At 65.4% G+C, this 18,030-nt stretch carries 25 protein-coding genes; 12 read left to right on the top strand and 13 right to left on the bottom strand.

Annotated features, from left to right (window positions below):
- Window positions 1–641 precede the first annotated feature (641 nt).
- Window positions 642–1,607: an SDR family NAD(P)-dependent oxidoreductase gene (locus ABIC51_RS30495; protein WP_226128966.1), complete on the bottom strand. Its 966-nt coding sequence runs from the start codon at window positions 1,605–1,607 to the stop codon at window positions 642–644.
- 139 nt (window positions 1,608–1,746) lie between these two features.
- On the opposite strand from ABIC51_RS30495, the gene ABIC51_RS30490 reads away from it, so the two are divergent.
- The 5 genes from ABIC51_RS30490 (at window position 1,747) to ABIC51_RS30470 (ending at window position 5,136) form a co-directional block, all read left to right on the top strand.
- The gene (locus tag ABIC51_RS30490; protein WP_027792579.1) at window positions 1,747–2,667 is read left to right on the top strand and encodes an AraC family transcriptional regulator; all 921 of its coding nucleotides are present in this window, start codon (window positions 1,747–1,749) and stop codon (window positions 2,665–2,667) included.
- A gap of 793 nt (window positions 2,668–3,460) precedes the next feature.
- Entirely contained in the window at window positions 3,461–3,745 is a 285-nt protein-coding gene (locus ABIC51_RS30485) for a hypothetical protein (RefSeq protein WP_027792578.1), read from the top strand.
- A 47-nt stretch (window positions 3,746–3,792) separates the two neighbouring features.
- On the top strand, window positions 3,793–4,002 hold the full coding sequence (locus ABIC51_RS30480) for a hypothetical protein (protein ID WP_027792577.1): 210 nt from the start codon (window positions 3,793–3,795) through the stop codon (window positions 4,000–4,002).
- A gap of 33 nt (window positions 4,003–4,035) precedes the next feature.
- Window positions 4,036–4,248, top strand: a complete 213-nt coding sequence (rpsU, locus tag ABIC51_RS30475; protein WP_021158214.1) for a 30S ribosomal protein S21 — start codon at window positions 4,036–4,038, stop codon at window positions 4,246–4,248.
- Between the two features lie 570 nt (window positions 4,249–4,818).
- A complete protein-coding gene (locus tag ABIC51_RS30470) occupies window positions 4,819–5,136 on the top strand; it encodes a hypothetical protein (protein ID WP_027792575.1) in 318 nt (105 codons plus the stop codon).
- A gap of 178 nt (window positions 5,137–5,314) precedes the next feature.
- Here the strand turns inward: ABIC51_RS30470 and ABIC51_RS30465 are convergent, their stop codons facing one another.
- Together ABIC51_RS30465 and ABIC51_RS30460 are read right to left on the bottom strand one after the other, a co-directional pair.
- Entirely contained in the window at window positions 5,315–5,527 is a 213-nt protein-coding gene (locus ABIC51_RS30465; protein WP_006489184.1) for a twin transmembrane helix small protein, read from the bottom strand.
- Window positions 5,524–5,874, bottom strand: coding sequence for a hypothetical protein (locus ABIC51_RS30460; RefSeq protein ID WP_027792574.1), 351 nt, complete (start codon window positions 5,872–5,874; stop codon window positions 5,524–5,526). The genes ABIC51_RS30465 and ABIC51_RS30460 overlap by 4 nt, the downstream gene beginning before the upstream one ends.
- A 251-nt stretch (window positions 5,875–6,125) precedes the next feature.
- Between ABIC51_RS30460 and ABIC51_RS30455 the strand changes: the two genes are divergently transcribed.
- Complete coding sequence (locus ABIC51_RS30455) at window positions 6,126–6,884, top strand: YoaK family protein (RefSeq protein ID WP_027792573.1); 759 nt, start codon at window positions 6,126–6,128, stop codon at window positions 6,882–6,884.
- Window positions 6,885–6,980: 96 nt separating this feature from the next.
- Window positions 6,981–7,166, top strand: a complete 186-nt coding sequence (locus tag ABIC51_RS30450; protein ID WP_021158209.1) for a ribbon-helix-helix protein — start codon at window positions 6,981–6,983, stop codon at window positions 7,164–7,166.
- Window positions 7,167–7,210: 44 nt separating this feature from the next.
- On the opposite strand, the gene ABIC51_RS30445 is transcribed toward ABIC51_RS30450, so the two are convergent.
- Window positions 7,211–8,047 (bottom strand): class I SAM-dependent methyltransferase, encoded by an 837-nt coding sequence (locus ABIC51_RS30445; protein WP_060317594.1) that lies wholly within the window; start codon window positions 8,045–8,047, stop codon window positions 7,211–7,213.
- A gap of 40 nt (window positions 8,048–8,087) precedes the next feature.
- A complete protein-coding gene (locus tag ABIC51_RS30440; protein ID WP_021158207.1) occupies window positions 8,088–8,432 on the bottom strand; it encodes a zinc ribbon domain-containing protein YjdM in 345 nt (114 codons plus the stop codon).
- A 357-nt stretch (window positions 8,433–8,789) separates the two neighbouring features.
- On the opposite strand from ABIC51_RS30440, the gene ABIC51_RS30435 reads away from it, so the two are divergent.
- The 3 genes from ABIC51_RS30435 to ABIC51_RS30425 all read left to right on the top strand — a co-directional run bounded on the left by ABIC51_RS30435 (window position 8,790) and on the right by ABIC51_RS30425 (window position 10,020).
- Window positions 8,790–9,053 (top strand): HPr family phosphocarrier protein, encoded by a 264-nt coding sequence (locus tag ABIC51_RS30435; RefSeq protein ID WP_059693440.1) that lies wholly within the window; start codon window positions 8,790–8,792, stop codon window positions 9,051–9,053.
- 63 nt (window positions 9,054–9,116) lie between these two features.
- Window positions 9,117–9,338, top strand: a complete 222-nt coding sequence (locus ABIC51_RS30430) for a hypothetical protein (protein ID WP_021158205.1) — start codon at window positions 9,117–9,119, stop codon at window positions 9,336–9,338.
- Between the two features lie 139 nt (window positions 9,339–9,477).
- Entirely contained in the window at window positions 9,478–10,020 is a 543-nt protein-coding gene (locus ABIC51_RS30425; protein ID WP_226128968.1) for a carboxymuconolactone decarboxylase family protein, read from the top strand.
- A gap of 274 nt (window positions 10,021–10,294) precedes the next feature.
- Here ABIC51_RS30425 and ABIC51_RS30420 read toward each other — a convergent pair whose 3' ends face one another.
- A complete protein-coding gene (locus ABIC51_RS30420; RefSeq protein WP_226128970.1) occupies window positions 10,295–11,296 on the bottom strand; it encodes an AraC family transcriptional regulator in 1,002 nt (333 codons plus the stop codon).
- Window positions 11,297–11,667: 371 nt separating this feature from the next.
- Here ABIC51_RS30420 and ABIC51_RS30415 point away from each other — a divergent pair, with 371 nt between their 5' ends.
- On the top strand, window positions 11,668–12,207 hold the full coding sequence (locus ABIC51_RS30415; protein ID WP_226128972.1) for a GNAT family N-acetyltransferase: 540 nt from the start codon (window positions 11,668–11,670) through the stop codon (window positions 12,205–12,207).
- Window positions 12,208–12,230: 23 nt separating this feature from the next.
- On the opposite strand, the gene ABIC51_RS30410 is transcribed toward ABIC51_RS30415, so the two are convergent.
- The 4 genes from ABIC51_RS30410 to ABIC51_RS30395 all read right to left on the bottom strand — a co-directional run bounded on the left by ABIC51_RS30410 (window position 12,231) and on the right by ABIC51_RS30395 (window position 13,829).
- Window positions 12,231–12,491: a hypothetical protein gene (locus ABIC51_RS30410; protein WP_226113495.1), complete on the bottom strand. Its 261-nt coding sequence runs from the start codon at window positions 12,489–12,491 to the stop codon at window positions 12,231–12,233.
- Window positions 12,488–12,856 carry a hypothetical protein gene (locus tag ABIC51_RS30405; protein WP_226128974.1) on the bottom strand — a complete coding sequence of 123 codons (369 nt, stop codon included), beginning with the start codon at window positions 12,854–12,856 and terminating at the stop codon, window positions 12,488–12,490. The genes ABIC51_RS30410 and ABIC51_RS30405 overlap by 4 nt, the downstream gene beginning before the upstream one ends.
- 70 nt (window positions 12,857–12,926) lie before the next feature.
- Window positions 12,927–13,208: a hypothetical protein gene (locus ABIC51_RS30400; protein WP_354006759.1), complete on the bottom strand. Its 282-nt coding sequence runs from the start codon at window positions 13,206–13,208 to the stop codon at window positions 12,927–12,929.
- Between the two features lie 108 nt (window positions 13,209–13,316).
- Window positions 13,317–13,829, bottom strand: coding sequence for a low affinity iron permease family protein (locus ABIC51_RS30395; protein WP_059693426.1), 513 nt, complete (start codon window positions 13,827–13,829; stop codon window positions 13,317–13,319).
- 671 nt (window positions 13,830–14,500) lie between these two features.
- Here ABIC51_RS30395 and ABIC51_RS30390 point away from each other — a divergent pair.
- Window positions 14,501–15,211, top strand: coding sequence for a response regulator (locus tag ABIC51_RS30390; RefSeq protein WP_060173570.1), 711 nt, complete (start codon window positions 14,501–14,503; stop codon window positions 15,209–15,211).
- Between the two features lie 57 nt (window positions 15,212–15,268).
- Here ABIC51_RS30390 and ABIC51_RS30385 read toward each other — a convergent pair whose 3' ends face one another.
- From ABIC51_RS30385 to ABIC51_RS30375, 3 genes are all read right to left on the bottom strand, one after another.
- The gene (locus tag ABIC51_RS30385) at window positions 15,269–16,447 is read right to left on the bottom strand and encodes a YncE family protein (RefSeq protein ID WP_175854761.1); all 1,179 of its coding nucleotides are present in this window, start codon (window positions 16,445–16,447) and stop codon (window positions 15,269–15,271) included.
- A 61-nt stretch (window positions 16,448–16,508) separates the two neighbouring features.
- Complete coding sequence (locus tag ABIC51_RS30380) at window positions 16,509–17,321, bottom strand: creatininase family protein (RefSeq protein WP_226128982.1); 813 nt, start codon at window positions 17,319–17,321, stop codon at window positions 16,509–16,511.
- A 237-nt stretch (window positions 17,322–17,558) separates the two neighbouring features.
- Window positions 17,559–17,957, bottom strand: coding sequence for a RidA family protein (locus ABIC51_RS30375; protein WP_027792562.1), 399 nt, complete (start codon window positions 17,955–17,957; stop codon window positions 17,559–17,561).
- Between the last annotated feature and the right edge of the window lie 73 nt (window positions 17,958–18,030).

Below are 18,030 nucleotides of genomic sequence, written 5' to 3'. Positions count from 1 at the left end.
CGCCCACCACACCCCTCACTAGTGCTATCCACCCCCCAACACCCACCCGCCCCCCCCCCCCCCCACCCCATGTTTATAGCGCCCCGGGCCCCCCCCCCCCCCCCCCCCCCCCGCTTCTCCGGTTTCAATCGCGACAGTACGTCGAACCCATGTGATTCGCGTACGGCGACGACTCGATCCACTTCGGATCGGCAGCCAGCAGCGGATTGATTCGTGTTCGAGGCCACGCTGAGGCGATCGGGCGACTTGAACGGATACGCGACGGGCGATCGCCCGATCGGGCGCCGGCGCACCGCGGTGGCGTCGGAACCTGACCCAGTTGACACGGCGGATGCGACCACCGGCCCGATCTTGCTTACCGCCCCCTGATATATGCACTGTGTTCTCGGCGGCAATCGGCCGCCGTGAACTGCCCCCTCTCGATTGGAATCAATCGCCCTCTCAAGCTTCGCGATCAGCCAACTCGCATCAACCTTCGATGCACTTGCCTCGAACCCCGACTCGCTTTCCGCGATACCGATCGCGGAGATGAGCCGCGCGCTTCGCGCGACGCGTGACCAAGTGGCCGCGCGCGGATCTCGCGCCGGCCGCATGCCCTGTCTCCGCCGGTGCCTGTGCCCTCCTTCATACGCACTCGGGCGTCAGCGGCTCGCCGCAAAGGCATCGATGCCGGTCAGCTTCGCGGACCACGCCCACAGACGCGCCGCCTCATCCGGATCGATCGCATGCGGCCGCACGCCGAATTCCTCGTTTCCCTGCGTGACGACCGCGACGTCGCAGTCCTCGCAATAGACACCGCCGATCGCCGCAAGGCGCGGCGACGTTGCCGCCCATACCTGGGTTGCGGCACCCTGGGCCGGCGTCTTGAAAGTCGGATCGACCGGCACACCGTGCTCGTCCACCCAGCCCTGCGCCATCATCTCTTCACGTGTCAGATGACGCTGCAGCGGCGTCGCGATCTTGCCCGGATGCAGCGAATAGGCGCGGACGCCGAACGGGGCGCCCAGCGCGTCGAGCTGCACCGCGAACAGCGCGTTGGCGGTCTTCGACTGCGCATACGCGAGCCATTTGTCGTAGCCGTGTGCGAACTGGACGTCATCCCAACGAATCGGCGACAGCCGGTGCCCGAGCGACGACACCGCGACCACGCGGGCGCCGCCGCCATGCGCGAGCACGGGCCACAGCCCGTTGACGAGCGCGTAATGGCCAAGATGATTGACGGCCATCTGCGCTTCCCGGCCATCGTCGACGCGTGTCTCCGGGCACGCCATGATGCCCGCGCTGTTGATGACGATGTCCACGTTGCGCCGCCCATCGACGAACCGCGCCACGAACGTGGCCACGCTCGCGAGATCGGCGAGGTCGAGTGCCGCAATCTCCACACCGTCGATGCCGCGCGTTGCGTCGCGTGCGGCATCGACGTGCCGTGCGCCGACGACAACGGTCGCACCGGCTTGCGCCAGTGCGCGCGTCGTTTCCAGGCCGAGACCCGAATGGCCGCCCGTGACGATGGCGGTCTTGCCACGAAGGTCGAGACCGGCCAGTACGTCGCTTGCCGTCGATGCTGCGCCGAATCCGGAATGAAGGGAGTGTTGCCTGCTCGTCATCGAAGGCTCCTGGAACGATGCGTGAAGCACGCGCCCGCCTGTCGGTCGCGTCACTGCACGAGGCCATTTTCCGGCGGCGCCCCCGGACTGTGAATGCAATAGAATCCGATTTTTCGTCGAGATCGTCCGGAGCTTGAACGTGGATCCCCTTTCGGAAGTGCTGTCGCTGCTGGAAACGCGCGACTCGTATTTCACCGGCCTGAGAGCAGGCGGCCAGTGGGCGGTTGCCATTCCCCCGCCCGAGGGAATCAAGTTCAATGCGGTTGTCGAGGGAAGTTGCTGGCTGACCGTCGACGGCGCCGGGGCGCCGATCCGGCTGCGCACGGGAGACTGCTTCCTGCTCGCATCGCCGCGGGCATTTTCACTGGCGAGCGATCCATCGGTTACGCCGGTCCCTGCCGCCGACGTGTACCGGAACGTCGAACACGGCATCGCGCACTATGGCGAACCGGCGAACTGCTTTCTGATCGGCGGCCGCTTCTCGTACGAGGAAGGCATGCCGCTGCTGCTTGGCAGCCTGCCGCCCGTGGTGATCGTGAGCGGCGACTCCGAGCAGGCGGCGGTGTTGCGCTGGGCGCTGCAGCGGCTCGCACATGAATTCGGCAAACCATCGCCGGGGGCGTCGCTGATGGTTCGGCATCTCGGCCACATGATGCTGGTCGAGATCCTGCGCCGCTACGTGGACGACGGCGCGAACAGCGATGTCGGATGGCTTGCCGGGTTCGCGGACTCCCGGGTGAGCACGGCGCTTGTCGCCATTCATGCGGAGCCCGCACGACGCTGGACAGTCGACGAACTCGCGACCTGCTGCCACGTATCGCGTTCGACGTTCGCGCTGCACTTCAAGCGGCGGCTGGGATTCGGGCCGCTCGAGTACGTACTGCGCTGGCGCGTGCAACTCGCGATGCGGGAACTGCGACGCTCGAACGCATCGATATCGGCAATCGCGCAAATGCTCGGCTACGACTCGGATAGCGCGTTCGGACATGCGTTCAAGCGCATCGTGGGTTGCTCTCCTCGTGCCTATCGACATGACATCACGGGCGGGGCGGGCGGCTAGCGTCATCGCCCGGCACGCTACCGCCTCTGTTGGCGCCCCAGAACCCGTTTCAGTCACGCCATCGATGCTGCCATCCTCCGATGGGATTCATTCCGATCAACATCATCGGGATAAGTTTTCTTATCACAACACTACTATAGTCAGATCAAACTTGCGATCCGGACAACACGCGACCACGAGCGTCCCCGTCGTGACGGCCCTGTCGAAAGTTGGCAGAAGCCTTTGCGCAGCCTCGCCGGTGACAACGTCCTTTCTGTCTACGCCCGGCTGCGAGTGCATGCGCGCTTCGTGCCGAATCCCGTTTCGTGGAACACCAATCGAATAATCGCGCCGGCTCACCGCGCGCATCACGGAATGGCGTGCATCGGCTGGCGACTGACGCCGCCTTCGCACTGACGTCCAGACGCGGGCTCCCTGTCGATTCGACGGCTGTCACAATTTCGGCAAGCAACGTCAGGTGCATGCCCCCCTGCCCCATGTCGCGGAATCGGGAGAGGTGTCGTTTTCCGTATAAGGCATGAATGGTCGGCGTCGACTGGTTGTCGAGACAGTTGCCTCGTCGCGGTCGAAATAAGATGGACACCCGATCGACGATGCGCGTATGATGGTTTCATTCGAGCGCCCGTTTGCTGTTTGCCCGCTCGCCCTCCACTCGCCACCGTGTTGCGTCGCGTACCGCCTCGCTCGCAACGTTTGTCCCTTTCACACCGACCCGCCGCGCCATGCATCAGGCGATGCTGGCAGCATACGCTCGTCCTTGCGAGTCGCCGCAATCGATCGCCAGGAGTTCATGATGAGCATGCATATTTACCGTGGATTCGAGATCTATCCACTGATTTACCCACACGTGCCTGCGTTGGATGGCAACCCGCATAACTACGATGCCGGCTTCGACGCAGCGGTCAAGATTTGTCTTCGCGGCACCACCGATACGCTGACGCAGAGCCAGACTTTCAGGCTTCTCGACGACAGTCCGTTCGATACCGCCGGTGACGCACGTCGTGCGTCATTGCGCTATGCCGAAAGTGTCATCGACGAAAATCGCGAAAAGCAGGGCTTCTTTTCGAGCGCCGTCTGACGCGACTCACGATGGCAAAGTAACTTTCCAGCAATTTGGAGGACGAAATGATCGTCGACGAACTTCTTGACCTGATCAGAGGGTGCAAGGTCACTCGGAGCGACGCTGTCCTGCCCGCAGGAATGACCCGTTCCGCGCTATGTCATCAACAGGAGCTGCAGATGTTCGCGGCTGTGCGCGCATTTTCAATCGGAGCCGGGTATTCGGAATTCGAATCTGACGAGATCGCAAGCACCGTCATGACACGACTCGGCTAGTTTTCCCGTCGACCGTTTTCAACCAGGAGTTACATGACAACCATCACACTGAAGATCAACGAACCAATCGATGTCGCGCTGCGACGATTCCGGCGCAGTATCGAGAAGACCGGGTTGATTCGCGAGTTGCGCAGTCGCACCAGCTACGAAAAGCCCACGACGGAGCGCAAGCGGAAAAAGGCCAGTGCCGTTGCCAGGCAGCGCTTGCGGACGAAGCGCCTGATGCCGCCCCGCAAAATGTTCTAGGAACATCGTGCACGCCGTGCCGGCCGGGGGCCCGCTTGCGTCGCCATCTCGTCCCCCGGCGTGAATTACCGTGGCCGGACGACGCAGGCGGCAAGCCGGCCGGCCGCCTCGCAGCCGCAAGAAGGATGATCAGTACGCTCGTCACGCCGTGCAGCCGTGGTGCTGCCCGAAATTGACTCCAGCATCGCCTTTCGAGCGAGCGCACGTGCGCTCGCCGTGCAGCAAGTCAAAATGAAAACCATAATCAGAAGGCGAAAAACATGAGCTGGTACTGCGACGCGGAACGGGAGTTGGCCCATATCAGACGATCAATCGGGCTGCTTGAGCAAGCGCAACACGCGTTCATCAACAGATCGACCGTCAACGATCCAGCGTACTGGAGAGTCAAGCTCAACAAGCTCCGCACGCAATCCGAGCGCAACAAGGTTCTCTCACTCCAGGTGGACGAACTCCTGGCCCGCCTCGAACGCATTCAGGACTCACGCTCCCGAAGATAGGAGCCGACTCCTTCTTCGCCCCTCTTTTTCCGGGTGCACGCGCATTGCAGGGAGCAATCCCAGGAGCACCATCATGATCGACGCCAACCCAGGCAACACGTTTCGACACCTTCCGCTCTCGCCCGAGCAGGACGCGGAAATCCGGCACTATATAAAGAAAAAGGCGCAAAAGGGCGAAGCGTGGGACACCCCTGAGTTGGCGATGATGCTCGGAGACATGCTTTCCCCTCCGCCAAGCGACGACCAGACGCCGGAGGCTACCGTCGAAGAAGTGAAACTGGCCTGCGAATATGCATTGGCCTCGATCGACGAAGCCATGGAGTCCGTATCCGCACGTGAGGAACGACTCGCCGCGATGGAAGCCGAGGAAATGAAGCACCCCAGGCAGTAACGCATCCACGATGCCCGAAGCTCGAGCCGCAGTTGCGCCACCGCTTCTTTGCCTTCAGCCGGATTGAACGACCCGGCCATCCCTCCGCCCGTTACGTCGCGTACGCAATCGCATCGTCACTCGCCTCGAAAAACGCGAATTTCCGCGAACGCCCCGGCTGCAACGGGGCACCCGTCGTTCAGCGGCCGATCGGCAACCCCGTCGGCTCGATCCAGCCCAGCTTGTAAGCGATCAGCAGCGACAGGAACAGCGTGACCGACAGCCCGACGCGTGCCGCGAGCGACCATGCCATCCGCTTGGACTTGCCGCGATCGTGATTCATGAAATACAGCGCGAAGATCAGGCTCGCGATGATCATCGCGAATGCCACGGAAACCAGCAGAGTTTTCATTGGTGATGCCCTTGAAGATCTGAATCGGCCTGAATCAGTTCGGCCAGTTTTTGCCGCTCGTCGGCGAGCGCGCCGACGCCCGACGCCGGCCAGTCCAGCGCGACGCCGTTGCCCAGCGAATCGCGCACGAGCGCCTGGTAGCGCCGGTCGTTGATCCGGCCGTGGTCCATCGTTTCCGAGATCTCGCGCCGGAACGGCAGCGGGAAACTCGCGTACGCGCGCGACAGCGCCGCATATTGTCTCGCATCGATCTCTTTCGACGATGGTATGACTGTCCAGATCACCACGGCCACGATGGCCGTGAACGGGATCGCAGTGTAGCGAAGGATGAACTTGATCGGGGTCATGAAACGGTGGGCAGAAGTGATCGCGAATGCGGGCGGCACGGCAATGCGGCAGCGAAGCCGCGGCCGGTCCGCGCAGCACGACATTGTACTGTCAGCCCCATACGGCTGACAGAGTATGATAATGACATTATCATGTTCATCACATGATTCAAGAGACCCGGCGCCCGTACGCATGCGGCGTTCCCGCCCTGCCGCCCGGCGCCGGCTTTCATGTCCGTGCCCGCGATCCGCGGCGATTGAGCGAAGCCACCATGCCAGCGCAGTACTTTCGAAACCTGACGGGAAAACACCGCAGCGCGAACGCAAACCGTCAGCTCGGGTTTTCGTTGGCGTTCGTCGCCGGCGCGGCCAATGCCGGCGGCTTCCTCGCGGTCAAGCAATACACGTCGCACATGAGCGGCATCGTATCGGCGATCGCCGACCAGACGGCGCTCGGCGACGTGCGGCTCGCGCTGGCCGGTATCAGCTCGCTGGGGTCGTTCCTGATCGGTGCCAGCTGCTCGGCGATCCTCGTCAACTGGGGCCGCCGTCGCGGCCTGCACAGCCAGTTCATGCTGCCGCTGCTGGTCGAGGCCGCGCTGCTGCTTCTGTTCGGGCTGCTCGGCAGCCATCTCGCGCTGTGGGAAACCTTCTTCGTACCGGTGACCGTGACGCTGCTGTGTTTCATCATGGGGCTTCAGAACGCGACGATCACGAAGCTGTCGGGCGCGGAGATCCGCACCACCCACATGACCGGCATCGTGACCGACCTCGGCATCGAACTCGGGAAGCTGTTCTACTGGAACCGGTCGGCGATCGACGTCGACGCGCATGCGGTGGTCGCCAACCGCTCGAAGCTGCGGATTCATGCAACGATGCTTTCGTCGTTCTTCATCGGCGGCCTGGCCGGCGCAATCGGCTTCAAGCATGTCGGCTACGTATCGACCGTGCCGCTCGCCGCGGTGCTCGTCACGCTGGCGATCGTACCGGTGATCGACGACCTGCTCGCGTTGGTCCGCAGCAAGCGTTGAGCGCGCACCCGGCACGCGTTTCCCCGCGTGCCCGGTAGTAGCGCCGAAGGCTCATCGATTATAATTTGATTAACATACCGACCACCCTCGCCCACAATGGAAACAAAGACCGCCCGCCTGACCGTCCTGATCGATCCCGCGAAGAAGGAAGCATTCGAGATGCTCTGCGCAGAGCAGGACCTCACGCCTTCGCAAGTCGTGCGGCAACTGATCCGCGAGTATCTCGACCGTCACGGCGTGACGTACAAGACCAAGAGCGCGCTCGGCAAGCGCGTGAAGTAAGCGCGGCCGCGCACGCGGCGGCGCTTGACGCCGCTTGACGCCACTTACGCGCCAATCTCCCACCGCCCCGGAGGCTGCGTACGCTGCACCAGCCGCTGCGGCTCGATGCACTCCCCGGCCTTCATGCGTCTCGCCGTGGCCGCCAGCTTGAGCTCGCCGGCCTGTGCGCACGCAAGTGCGCGTTCGAGCAGGATGCGGAGTGACGGCAGCCGCTGGCCGCCCTTCCACGCAAATGCGATGTAGTTGTTGTCGTCGCCGCACGGCACCAGCGTATACGACGCACCGAACACCGCTCGCAGTTGCTCGAGATGTTGCGGCAATGCCGGATCGTCGTCCATGAAGTTGATCGCCAGTACGCCGGTATCACTCAGGCGCGCCCGGCATGCCGCGAGGAATGCCGCACCCGTGCACCGGCCACGCATGCCGTCCGCGACGAACGCGTCGTGCAGGATCACGTCCGTCCGGACATCCGCCCTTTCCAGGTGATCCGCGGCGTCGGCGCACACCACCGTGAACCGGCCGTCGTCGGCAGGAATCCTGAATACGTCCCGCAGCGCGATCACGTCCGGGTTGATCTCGACCGCGTCGATCGCCGCACCGGGCAGGTGCCGGTAGCAGTACTTCGCCAGCGAACCGCCGCCGAGCCCGAGCATGCAGATGTGCGCAGGCTCCGGCTGCAGCAGCAGAAAGCCCATCATCACGCGTGTATAGCCGAGTTCGAGCCGGCCCGGATCCCGGAGCGACATGAAGCTCTGCGTGCCGATATGATCGAAATGGAGCGAAAGTGCGTGCTGCGTCTCCAGCACGAAAGGCCGGCCGTCGTTCAGCGGCGTCGCCAGGAACCTGACGAACGCATCGTAGGAAAATCGTTCCTCGGCCATGGTGGGCTGTCGATCAAGCAGTCGATTGGCGCGGGTGCACTCAGACCTTCTTCAGGTAGCAGGCTTTCAGCATGAAGCCGCCCATGTCGGTCTTGCAGTCGACCTCGTGATCGCCGCCGACGAGCCGGATGCTCTTGACCTTGGTACCCATCTTCAGCGTGATCGACGAGCCCTTCACGCGCAAGTCCTTGATCAGCACGACCGAATCGCCATCCGACAGCACGTTGCCGTTCGCGTCCTTGACGACGTCGCCGGCCGGCTCGTCACCGGTTTCGGCGCCGGCACCGGCCGACCATTCATGGCCGCAGTCCGCGCATACGGTCAGCGTGCCGTCCGGGTAAGTGTTTTCCATCGCGCATTGCGGGCAGGCGGGGGCGGCGTTCATTGCAGCTTCCATTCAGGAGGAGTTGGGTCGTCGATAAAAATGCCGGGCGCGCTGGCAGCGTCGCCCGGCCGGCCTGACGGCACGCGCCGACGGATCGGCGGACCGCCGTCGGCGCACACAGCATTATAATGCAATTCACATATCTTGACCGCTGTATTATAATCACCGCTTTCGCGCCGTTCGCCGGATTTGCAACCCGTTTCCACGAGAATGCCGGCACATCCAAGCAGGATGCACACACCCCGGCCTCGCCGACGGCTGCTCCGGGTTTCGCGGGAAAGCGTGTTTCACGCGCGCCAGGCGCACCGCCGGCCTGGCACCGCACACCGATTCTCCGTTCAGAGGCTTTCCGACATCGTGGCAACCGTCGTGTACGTTGAAATCGGCCCCGCCTGGAACCGCAACCGCGGCGGCGCCGCACGAAAAGCAGCCGTCGACGCGGCGCGCGGCTTCGAAAGCGACATCCTGCTGATCGCGAACGGGATCAGCAGCAACGCGAAGGACAGCGCCGCCATCGCAGCGCTGCAGGTGCACGGCGGCGCGTCCGCGCAAGTGCTGGCCACCGGCCCCGACGAGGAGGCGGCGCTGCAGGCGCTGCTGCCCGTGCTGCAAGCGCGCTGATTTGCGCACCACCCGGCGTCACGGCATCCCGCCCACCCCGAATCCCCTTTTCACGAGGAAGCGATGAGCGACAACTTCACGTCCAACACCCCGAACCTGTCGGCCTCCGCCATCTGGGCGCTCGAGCGCCTCGCCGACGTCCGCTACGGGCGCGATGCGCCCGCGCTCGGCTGGTCGATCGCGCGGGAACTCGTCAGCGCGGGCTTCGTCAGCCATTCCGCGCATGGCCGCTCCGGCGCGTCGATCACGGCCGAAGGGCGGACCTTCCTGAAAAGCCGGAAGTAGACCGCCGGCGGCGGCGAATCGACTTGATCCTTTTGAGCATCACAATGGCGATTTTGCGCCTTATGAGGATCGCCCTGCGCTTCTAAAGTGGATTCACCCCGAACGAACGGGCGTCAACTTTCCGATCAAGGAGCCAGTCATGAGCCGCATCTCCATCCCCGCCATCGAAACCGCCACCGGCGCAACCGCCGACGTGTACGCACAAGTCCGCAAGGTCGCCGGCGGCACTGTCCCCAACCTGTTCGCCGCCGTCGGCCATCTCGCGCCGAACGCGCTCTCGGCCGTGCTCGACGCCGAAGGCGTGCTCGCCGGCGGCACGCTGACCAGGCAGGATCTCGAAACGATCAAGCTGCTCGTCAGCGCCGATACCGGGTGTGACTACTGCGTCGCCGCGCACAACCTGCTCGGCAAGATGACCGGCCTGTCGGCCGACGCACTGCGCGCGATCCGTTCGCGCGAGCCGAACACCGGCGACGCGAAGCGCGACGCACTGATCCGTTTCGTGCTGAATCTGCAACGGACGAGCGGCACGATCACCGACGACGAATTCGCGGCGATCCGCGAAGCCGGCTACACGGACACGCAACTCGCGGAAATCTCGCTCGCGATCGCACTGACGATCTTCACCAACACGTTCAACCGCATCAACGACACGGTCGTCGATTTCCCGCCTGTGAAGTAAGTCGCGCAGCTGCAAGAGCATCGGGACGGCATGCGGTGCCGCTGCCGTTTCGATCGCGCCCGTCGCCGGCTCCATTGCTGCGGCGGGCGTGCCGTCTGGATGACGGTCACGGCGCTGCTTGGGGGATCGAAAAAACCGAGGTGCCGCGCTGTCGTCGAGTTGTTCGTCGAGCCGGACAACCGTAGCGACGGGCCCGGCATCGAACCGTGCGTCGACATCTGGCCGATCCGTCTGCGATTGCATCGAACCGCAGCAGGGGCCGCCTCCTTCGCATTTACTCCGCATCGCCGGCCACGCTGTCGTCCGATGCCGCCGCATCGCGCGGACCACCGAACGACTGGCGCCGCCATTCACCTGGCGTCATCCCCGCCCAGCGCGTGAACACGCGTCGAAACGCAGCCACCGACTGATAACCGACGTCGGCCGACACGGCCTCCGCGCTGGCCGACGGCCGGCGCAGTGCATTCGCGGCGAGGCTCATCCGGATATCCGTCAGCAGATCGGCGGCCGAGTGCCCGAGTTTCGACTGGAAATGACGCATGAAGGTCGCGCGCGACATGCTGCACAGCGCGGCCAGTTCGGGCAGCGTCCACGGCCTTGCCGGATCGTCGAGAATCGCGACGATCGCGGGCGCGAGACGTGGTTGGCCGGCCAGTGCCAGCAGGCCGGTCGGCGCCTGCCCCGATTCGCTGATCGCGCGCAGCGCAAGCGCGAACAGCGCCGCCGACAGCGCGTCGAGGATCGCGAGACCGCCGAGTTGCTGCTCGAGCGATTCCGCGCGCATCAGCTCCACGAGGGCGGTCAGCCGCGCGGTGGCGGCCAGCGCGTCCGCCGTGCGGCTGTCCGCCACCGCGCGCACGACGAGATCGGCCGGCAGGTGGCGCCGGATCAGCCGGTCGTGCGGCGGCGCGACCACGAAACGTCCGCACAGCATGTCCAGCCGCTCGCCGGCGCCCGCGTTCTCGCCGATGAAGACGTGACCGCCGGGCCGCTTGACCGCCGGCACCGGCGGCAACCCGCTGCCGTCGTGGAGCACATGCGGGGAGCCGTGCGGCAACAGCACGAGATCGCCGCCGCCGAGTTCGCGCACGGAGCCGTCGTCGGGATTCTCGAGGATCGCGCGGCCACGCAGCACCACGTGATACGGGATCTCGCACGCAGGCGATCGTTCATACGTGACCGCCCACGGCGCGCCGAACGCGCAGCGGATTTCGAGTTTCCCGGTAACCGTGACGAGCGCCATGAAGCGGCTCAGCCAGTCGGATTCGAGTGTCATGTCGAGGGGTGAACGCACATCGGAAGTGCGGCGTGCGCCGCATGAAAGTCCGATTATCGCGCGGCCAGCCGCTGCAATCGCGCACATTTCCGGTTCGACGCCGTCGATGCACCGGCGTCACTCGCGGCCGCCGGACGCGACGCCCGCCGCGACAAGGGTTTTGCTATCATTCCCGCGCCCTGTCTTGCCGAAATGGACATGCCCGCTCGCAGCGTGCCGCGCTCGCGTACCGCCGATCGCACGCCGCCGCTCACCGACCCACACCGCCGCCCGACCTGCCGGCGAGCGCGTGAACGGGACCCGACCAGCGCGGCGTCGACGTGCCGACGGCCCGGCCGTCCCGTGCTCCCCCTTCTTTCTCGGAAACCACGATGCCGCCTGTCTCTTCCCCGCCCGTTCTCGACACGCCGCGCCTCATCCTCGAAGGCCATCCGCTCGGCGACTTCGATGCGCTCGCCACGATGTGGGCCGAGCCCACGGTCGTCGAGCACATCTTCAACGGCGAGCCGTCCGCGCCGCGCGACTCGTGGATGCGCATGCTCGCGTATCGCGGGCTGTGGCCGCTGCTGGGCTATGGCTACTGGGCGATTCGAGAGAAGGCGTCGGGCCGTTATGTCGGCGACCTCGGCTTCGCCGATTTCCACCGGCTCATCGAGCCGTCGATTCGCGGTGTGCCGGAAGCCGGCTGGGCTCTCGCGACGTGGGCGCACGGCAAGGGCTACGCGACCGAGGCGCTCGCGGCGGCGCTTGCATGGCTCGACGGGCAGCAACGGTTCGAGCGCAGCGTATGCGTGATCGCGCCGACCAACGTGGCATCGATCCGCGTCGCGGAGAAGGCGGGTTATGGCGAGCCGCAGCGTATCCGCTTCAACGACGCCGATTCGTTGCTGTTTTCGCGCAAGCGCCGATAGGCGAGCGTGGTTCGTCGGTCACGTCAGTCCAAGGCCGGTTCGTAAAAGCGCAGGAAGAGGCCGTTGTCCATCGGCCAGCAGTTCCCGCTTTCGTCGAGCAGAATCCAGTCGCCGGGCTTCACCGGACGCCAGCCTTCCGGCGTCGCGACTGCCCACGTGTCGTGGCGCCGCGCCACCCGGTCATGGTCGCCATCGACGAACCATCGTGTGGCATCGACGTAGGCGGTACGTTTTCTGAATCTCATCCTGCCACCCAAGAAAGCGGATATCAGCGTCGCGCTCAATGACGGAGCGCGAATCGCGTGTCGGCGCGGGGCACGCATCGCGATGCCGCAGCGTCCGCGTCGAGCGCGCGCTGCCCGGCCTTCAACGCATGCGTCGCAGCCCGCGTTTCGTGCAACGCCGCCCAGCCCTCGGCAACGAGCGCCTGCAACGTGTCGCGTGCGACGATGGAGATCCGGACATCGGTCTCCTGCATTCTCCCGAGCGCCGACACGACCTCGTCCGGCTGATCGGGCGCCAGCGCAAGCACGAACCGCGAACGCGTCTCGGCGGCCCGGACGGCCCCGGCCCAGTCGGCCCGCGCCACCGCGGCTTCGATCGCGTTCGTGAGCGCTTCGAGACTCTGCACGACTTGCCACGGCATCATGTCGCCTTCCCGTCAGTTGCCTGTCACCGTCCGCATGACGGACGAAATCGCGGCGCATCATGCGCGCGCCTCAGGAAGCGAAATTGTAGGGAACGATACGCGGCGACATCGGTAATAGTTTGTAATGAAATGTCGAGTAACCTTGTCTGACGGGGGGGATCGCCTCGTACAGGCGGCGTTCGAGACAGTGGAATTGCGCAAGCGTTTCCGCCGGATGCATGCTCGACTGCACACCGTCGGCAGCGCCGCTGCCGGACATCGCATCGAAGCGCTTCGGCCGCACGCGCGTGCTGGATGCCGCCCGCTTCACGCGTTCCGCCCGGCAGCGGACGGCACGCCACGATGCGCTCATCGCGCGAATGCGCTGCATGCCGCGCCGCATGGACAGAAATGACAAGCGGTTGAAAAATCGTCCGCCGGCCGCGAGCCGATCGCGTCCAGCCGTGCAGCGTCACGTCCGTCAGGATTCCGGCGAAGGCTCCGCCGGCTCGCGGTCACGATCGCCATCCGGATTACCGTCCCCGGCGGCCACCCGCTTCGCCATGTCGAGGTAGGTCTGCGCCATCGCGCGCAACTCCTCCTCCGACGCGTCCTCGATCCCGATCAGCCGGTCGCTCGCCGCGTGCGTGACGGCCACGAGTTCGTCGAGCTTCAGGTGCATCGCGACACTGTCGCGGTTCTGGTTTCGCTGCAGCAGGAACACCATCAGGAACGTGACGATTGTCGTCCCGGTATTGATGACGAGCTGCCATGCATCCGAATAGTGGAAGAGCGGGCCGGTGACGAGCCACAGCGCCGTGATGGCGACCGCGCTGCCGAACGCGACCGGCGAGCCGGCCCACACGGTCACGTGCGACGCGAAGCGTTCGAACGCGCGCGTGACGGGGTGCCTGACCGTGACGGCCCGGGGATCGGTCGTGGCCCGGCCGCCCGGGCCCGTCCTGGCGCGGGATGGATCGTTCGATTCACGCATGGCGCCTCCCTGATACGAATGTCGATATCGGCGCACGCGCGGGCCCGCCGTGCGCAACGGCACGCGGTTCCGCGCCCGCAGGCGGGCGCCGCCCAAAGCCGAGCAACGTGCGTGCCCGACGGTCGCGCCCGCGCGTCGCCATCGGTGGTCAGGTGTACGCAGCGCGTGAGGCAATCGTGCGGCGCCGGTGTCGGAGCAGGAAGTGACGCGGTTGCGCAAGGCGATCCGACGGTAGCGCGAAGGCAATCTCCCGCGGCGATACGGCGGGCCGCACGCCACCCGGCAGGTAATATTTTGTAATGATATGTAGAGCAATCTTTACCGGTTTTGCTCTGGCGAGCGTGCGCGATACCCGCATGCGCGGCGCTTTCGCAAACGTTTCCGCACGAACGACATCCCGCCCGGTATTTCAGCCGGTTGCACGCCGGATACCGCTCCGAACGTGTTTACGCGTACATCGCGTCGTTCGACTAAACACGACGCCGCATCTTCGTGCGTCCGCCTTCCTGCAACGCGGCGACGCGCCGCCCGCGGCGAGGCTCACCGAACGATGCAGATTTCGCCACATTCTGCCGGAATGTTTCTCAGTATCATGCGCGTCTCTTCGGCTTCCCCATGTTCGGACGGGCCTGAGCGCTCGCCACTTTCCCGTTTCGCCCCCTCGTTTAGCGATGCCCATCCGAATCCTGCTCGTCGAAGACGACGTCCCATTGTCCTCGCTGATCGCAGACTATCTGCGCATGCATCAGTACGAGGTGGACACGCTGTTCGACGGCACCGACGCCGTGTCCACGATCATCGCGCGCCGCCCCGACCTGGTGCTGCTCGACATCAACCTGCCGGGCAAGGACGGCTTCGAGATCTGCCGCGACGCACGCATGCAGTACGACGGCATCGTCATCATGATGACGGCCCGCAACGAGCAGTTCGACGAGTTGCTCGGCCTGGAATTCGGCGCGGACGATTTTCTCCGCAAGCCGGTCGAGCCGCGCATCCTGCTCGCGCGGATCAAGGCCCACCTGCGACGGATGCGCTTGCGCCCGGTCGACGGCGCACCGGCGTCGCCGCAGCGATTCGAGTTCGGCAAGTTTTCGATCGACCGCGCGGATCGCAAGATTCGCCTTCCCGACGGCAGCGCGCCGCGCCTGACCTCGACCGAATTCGACCTGCTGTGGGCCCTCGTCTGCCGCGCCGGCGAGGTGGTCAGCCGGGAAGACCTGACGCAGCTGTTACGCGGAATCGAGTTCGACGGCTTCGACCGCTCGATCGACGGCCGCATCTCCAAGCTGCGCCGCAAGCTGTGCGACGACCTGACGGAACCGAAGCGCATCAAGACGATCCGCTGCAAGGGCTATCAGTTCAGCAAGCACGCGTGGGAGTGATGCACCGCCGGTCGTGACACGCGAGCGCACGACCGCGCGCCCTGACCGCCCGCCGCCCTACCGCATGTTGCCGGTATGGCCCAGCGAATAGCGCCCCGGCTGCGGCCACACCGTCAGGCCGTGCGGCTCCATGCCGACGGGAATCGATCGAACCGCGCCGCTCGTGGTGTCGATCGCGTAGACGACGTCATCGAAGCGGCCCGACAGCCACAGCGTCTTGCCGTCCGCGCTGACGTTGCCCATGTCGGGGCTGCCGCCGCCGGGGATCGGCCAGTTCGCGACCACCTTGCGCGTCGCGAAGTCGAGCACCGATACGCTGCCCTTGCCGTGGCGCGGCCCGTGGACGAGATTGGAGCCGCGATTCGCGATATAGAGCTTCGTGCCGTCGCGGCTCGGATACAGCCCGTGCGTACCGACGCCGGTCGGGATGAAACCGGTCTTCGCGAAGCGGTCGCCGTCGACGACGTATATGCCGTCCGCCATCATGTCGGCGACATAGAACACCTTGCCGTCCGGCGCCACGCGGATGTCCTGCGGCATCCCTTTCCGGTCGAGTTCGAGGTAGCCGAGCACCTTGCGATTCACCAGGTCGATCTTCGCGAGCATGCCGCCGAACTCGCACGTGAAGAGCGCATACCGGCCGTCGATCGAAAAGTCCGCATGGTTGATGCCCTTGCATTGCGGCACCTCGAGGCTCGATTTCAGCGCCATCGTGCCCGGGTCGTGGAAGTCGAGCCGCGCATGCGCCTCGGCCACGACGATCGCATCCTTGCCGTCGGGCGTGAAATACATGTTGTACGGGTCGTCGACGCGCACTGCCGGGCCGGGCTTGCCCGTCTTCGGATCGATCGGCGTCAGGCTGCCGTCAGTGCGCTCTTCCGCATTGTTGGCGACCCACAGCGTCCGCAGGTCCCACGCCGGCACGACGTGCTGCGGGCTGCGGCCGACGGCAAACCGGTCGACGACCTTGTACGTGGCCGGGTCGATCACGTAGACGTCGTTCGATCGCAGGTTCGGCACATAGATGCGCGGCAGCGCGCCCGCCACCGCCGCGCTCATGCGGCCGGCCCGTGCCTCGCCGTACAGGTTGTCGGGGTTGATGACGGGCGGCATGCCGGGTACGGCCGCGACAGCGGACGCCGCGATCGCACCCTGGGCGCAAAAGCCGGCCAGCGCAGCCGCGACGACGATCGCGGGACGGGGGAAGCGGATGTGACGGCGAAGGCGCGGTTGCATGACGATGTCCCGGTTCGATGGAATGGAACGACGGCAAAGGTGGCGCAATGGCGCGGCGGCGTCAGCGGCCGGCGGTGTTCTTTCTGATCGCGTCGACGGTGCGCGACACGATCGCGTCGGTGCCGAGCCGGCCGAGTTCGACGCTCGCATGACGCGGATCGCCGCCGTAGACGCCGTCAGCGGCGCCGGGCTTCGAGGCGTTGCGCAGCTTGTCGACCCTGACCATGCCCGGCGCGACCGCCAGCAGCAACGACGTATCGGCCAGCCCAGCGTGCGTGCCGATGTCCGCGGCCGGCACGCCGTGCTCGCGCAGGATCCGGTCGTAACCGTCGGAACTGGTGCCGTAATACTCGGCCGGCACGAACGCGCGCGCGCCCGTGCCGGCCCACGACTTGTTCAGCCGCGCGACCGACTGCCGGATGTCGTTCTGGTAACCGCCGTGGTCGCCGAGGAACACGATGTTCGTGAAGCCATGGACCCGAAAGCTGTTGGCTGCGGACTCGAGGGTCTTTTCGAAGACGTCGTCGGGCACGGTGATCGTGCCGGGAAAACGCATGTGCGACGTCGGCGGCGCATAACCGCCCTCGGGCACATAAGCGATGACGGGTGCGACGATTGCGTTGCCGAGGCTTTGCGCGATCCGCTCGGACAGCACCGCGACGCGCGCATTGTGCTTGCCCAGCGCGACGTACGGCCCGCTTTGCTCGGTTGCGCCGACCGGAATCAGGATGGTGGTCTTGCCGGCCCGGATGCTGTCGCGCAGCTCGGTCCAGGTCATGTCTTCGAGCCGCACCGTGGCGGGCACCTCGGCGAACGCGGCTTGCGCGACGGTGAAAGCGAGGGCGGCGAAGGCGGCGCGTGGCAGGCATTTCATCGCGGATTCTCGACGGAAGGAAAGAGATGACGCTGCGTTCCCTCGCACCATAAACGAACTCGCGCGACTTGTCGCCGACCGCGGCGCAACGACGCACGGCCCGACGTCGCGAGAAAGCATTTCGTCAGGATTGCCCGGCGGATCGCGAAGTCTCTCGCTCCATGCCGGCACGCTGCGAGTCGGGTCGATTCGATGCGTGCGCTACGTCGCCTCGTGCCGGCCTCCCGCCCGCATGCGTCACGCCGGCAACACGGCCACCGCCTTGATCTCGACGATATAGCCCGGCGCGCCGCCCAGCATGTGCGCACCGACCGCCGTCCATGCCGGCTTCGGGTGCGCATCGAGGTAGCGGTCGCGCACCTGCATGAACAACGGCAGGTCGCGCATGTCGGTATGGAAGGTCGTCAGGTCGACCACGTCGCTGAACGATGCACCCGCCGCGTCCAGTACCCGCTTCAGATTCTCGAACGCCTGCACGATCTGTGCTTCACGATCCTCGACGAGCTGCATCGCCGCATCGCGGCCGATCTGGCCGGATACGTACAGCGTATCGCCGACCTTCAGGCCGGGCGCATAGCCGATCTTCTCGTACACGGCTTCCATTCCCGCCGGAACGATGGCTTTGCGATCACGCATGGAAGTCTCCGTGGCCGGCGTCTACGCGCCGGCCGGTTGGTGGGTGGATAGGTGGATGGGTTGTCGACGAACA

This window comes from Burkholderia sp. 572 (assembly GCF_040545135.1).
GTDB classification, from domain to species: Bacteria; Pseudomonadota; Gammaproteobacteria; order Burkholderiales; family Burkholderiaceae; genus Burkholderia; species Burkholderia cepacia.
This window is presented reverse-complemented; position numbering and strand designations above follow the sequence as displayed.

What these genes read in the sequence shown, in the direction of transcription:
- ABIC51_RS30495 (WP_226128966.1), bottom strand. Translation starts at nt 1,607, where the DNA reads ATGACGAGCAGGCAACACTCCCTTCATTCCGGATTCGGCGCAGCATCG.
- ABIC51_RS30485 (WP_027792578.1), top strand. Translation starts at nt 3,461, where the DNA reads ATGAGCATGCATATTTACCGTGGATTCGAGATCTATCCACTGATTTAC.
- ABIC51_RS30480 (WP_027792577.1), top strand. Translation starts at nt 3,793, where the DNA reads ATGATCGTCGACGAACTTCTTGACCTGATCAGAGGGTGCAAGGTCACT.
- rpsU (WP_021158214.1), top strand. Translation starts at nt 4,036, where the DNA reads ATGACAACCATCACACTGAAGATCAACGAACCAATCGATGTCGCGCTG.
- ABIC51_RS30470 (WP_027792575.1), top strand. Translation starts at nt 4,819, where the DNA reads ATGATCGACGCCAACCCAGGCAACACGTTTCGACACCTTCCGCTCTCG.
- ABIC51_RS30465 (WP_006489184.1), bottom strand. Translation starts at nt 5,527, where the DNA reads ATGAAAACTCTGCTGGTTTCCGTGGCATTCGCGATGATCATCGCGAGC.
- ABIC51_RS30460 (WP_027792574.1), bottom strand. Translation starts at nt 5,874, where the DNA reads ATGACCCCGATCAAGTTCATCCTTCGCTACACTGCGATCCCGTTCACG.
- ABIC51_RS30455 (WP_027792573.1), top strand. Translation starts at nt 6,126, where the DNA reads ATGCCAGCGCAGTACTTTCGAAACCTGACGGGAAAACACCGCAGCGCG.
- ABIC51_RS30450 (WP_021158209.1), top strand. Translation starts at nt 6,981, where the DNA reads ATGGAAACAAAGACCGCCCGCCTGACCGTCCTGATCGATCCCGCGAAG.
- ABIC51_RS30445 (WP_060317594.1), bottom strand. Translation starts at nt 8,047, where the DNA reads ATGGCCGAGGAACGATTTTCCTACGATGCGTTCGTCAGGTTCCTGGCG.
- ABIC51_RS30440 (WP_021158207.1), bottom strand. Translation starts at nt 8,432, where the DNA reads ATGAACGCCGCCCCCGCCTGCCCGCAATGCGCGATGGAAAACACTTAC.
- ABIC51_RS30430 (WP_021158205.1), top strand. Translation starts at nt 9,117, where the DNA reads ATGAGCGACAACTTCACGTCCAACACCCCGAACCTGTCGGCCTCCGCC.
- ABIC51_RS30425 (WP_226128968.1), top strand. Translation starts at nt 9,478, where the DNA reads ATGAGCCGCATCTCCATCCCCGCCATCGAAACCGCCACCGGCGCAACC.
- ABIC51_RS30420 (WP_226128970.1), bottom strand. Translation starts at nt 11,296, where the DNA reads ATGACACTCGAATCCGACTGGCTGAGCCGCTTCATGGCGCTCGTCACG.
- ABIC51_RS30415 (WP_226128972.1), top strand. Translation starts at nt 11,668, where the DNA reads ATGCCGCCTGTCTCTTCCCCGCCCGTTCTCGACACGCCGCGCCTCATC.
- ABIC51_RS30405 (WP_226128974.1), bottom strand. Translation starts at nt 12,856, where the DNA reads ATGATGCCGTGGCAAGTCGTGCAGAGTCTCGAAGCGCTCACGAACGCG.
- ABIC51_RS30400 (WP_354006759.1), bottom strand. Translation starts at nt 13,208, where the DNA reads ATGAGCGCATCGTGGCGTGCCGTCCGCTGCCGGGCGGAACGCGTGAAG.
- ABIC51_RS30395 (WP_059693426.1), bottom strand. Translation starts at nt 13,829, where the DNA reads ATGCGTGAATCGAACGATCCATCCCGCGCCAGGACGGGCCCGGGCGGC.
- ABIC51_RS30390 (WP_060173570.1), top strand. Translation starts at nt 14,501, where the DNA reads ATGCCCATCCGAATCCTGCTCGTCGAAGACGACGTCCCATTGTCCTCG.
- ABIC51_RS30385 (WP_175854761.1), bottom strand. Translation starts at nt 16,447, where the DNA reads ATGCAACCGCGCCTTCGCCGTCACATCCGCTTCCCCCGTCCCGCGATC.
- ABIC51_RS30380 (WP_226128982.1), bottom strand. Translation starts at nt 17,321, where the DNA reads ATGAAATGCCTGCCACGCGCCGCCTTCGCCGCCCTCGCTTTCACCGTC.
- ABIC51_RS30375 (WP_027792562.1), bottom strand. Translation starts at nt 17,957, where the DNA reads ATGCGTGATCGCAAAGCCATCGTTCCGGCGGGAATGGAAGCCGTGTAC.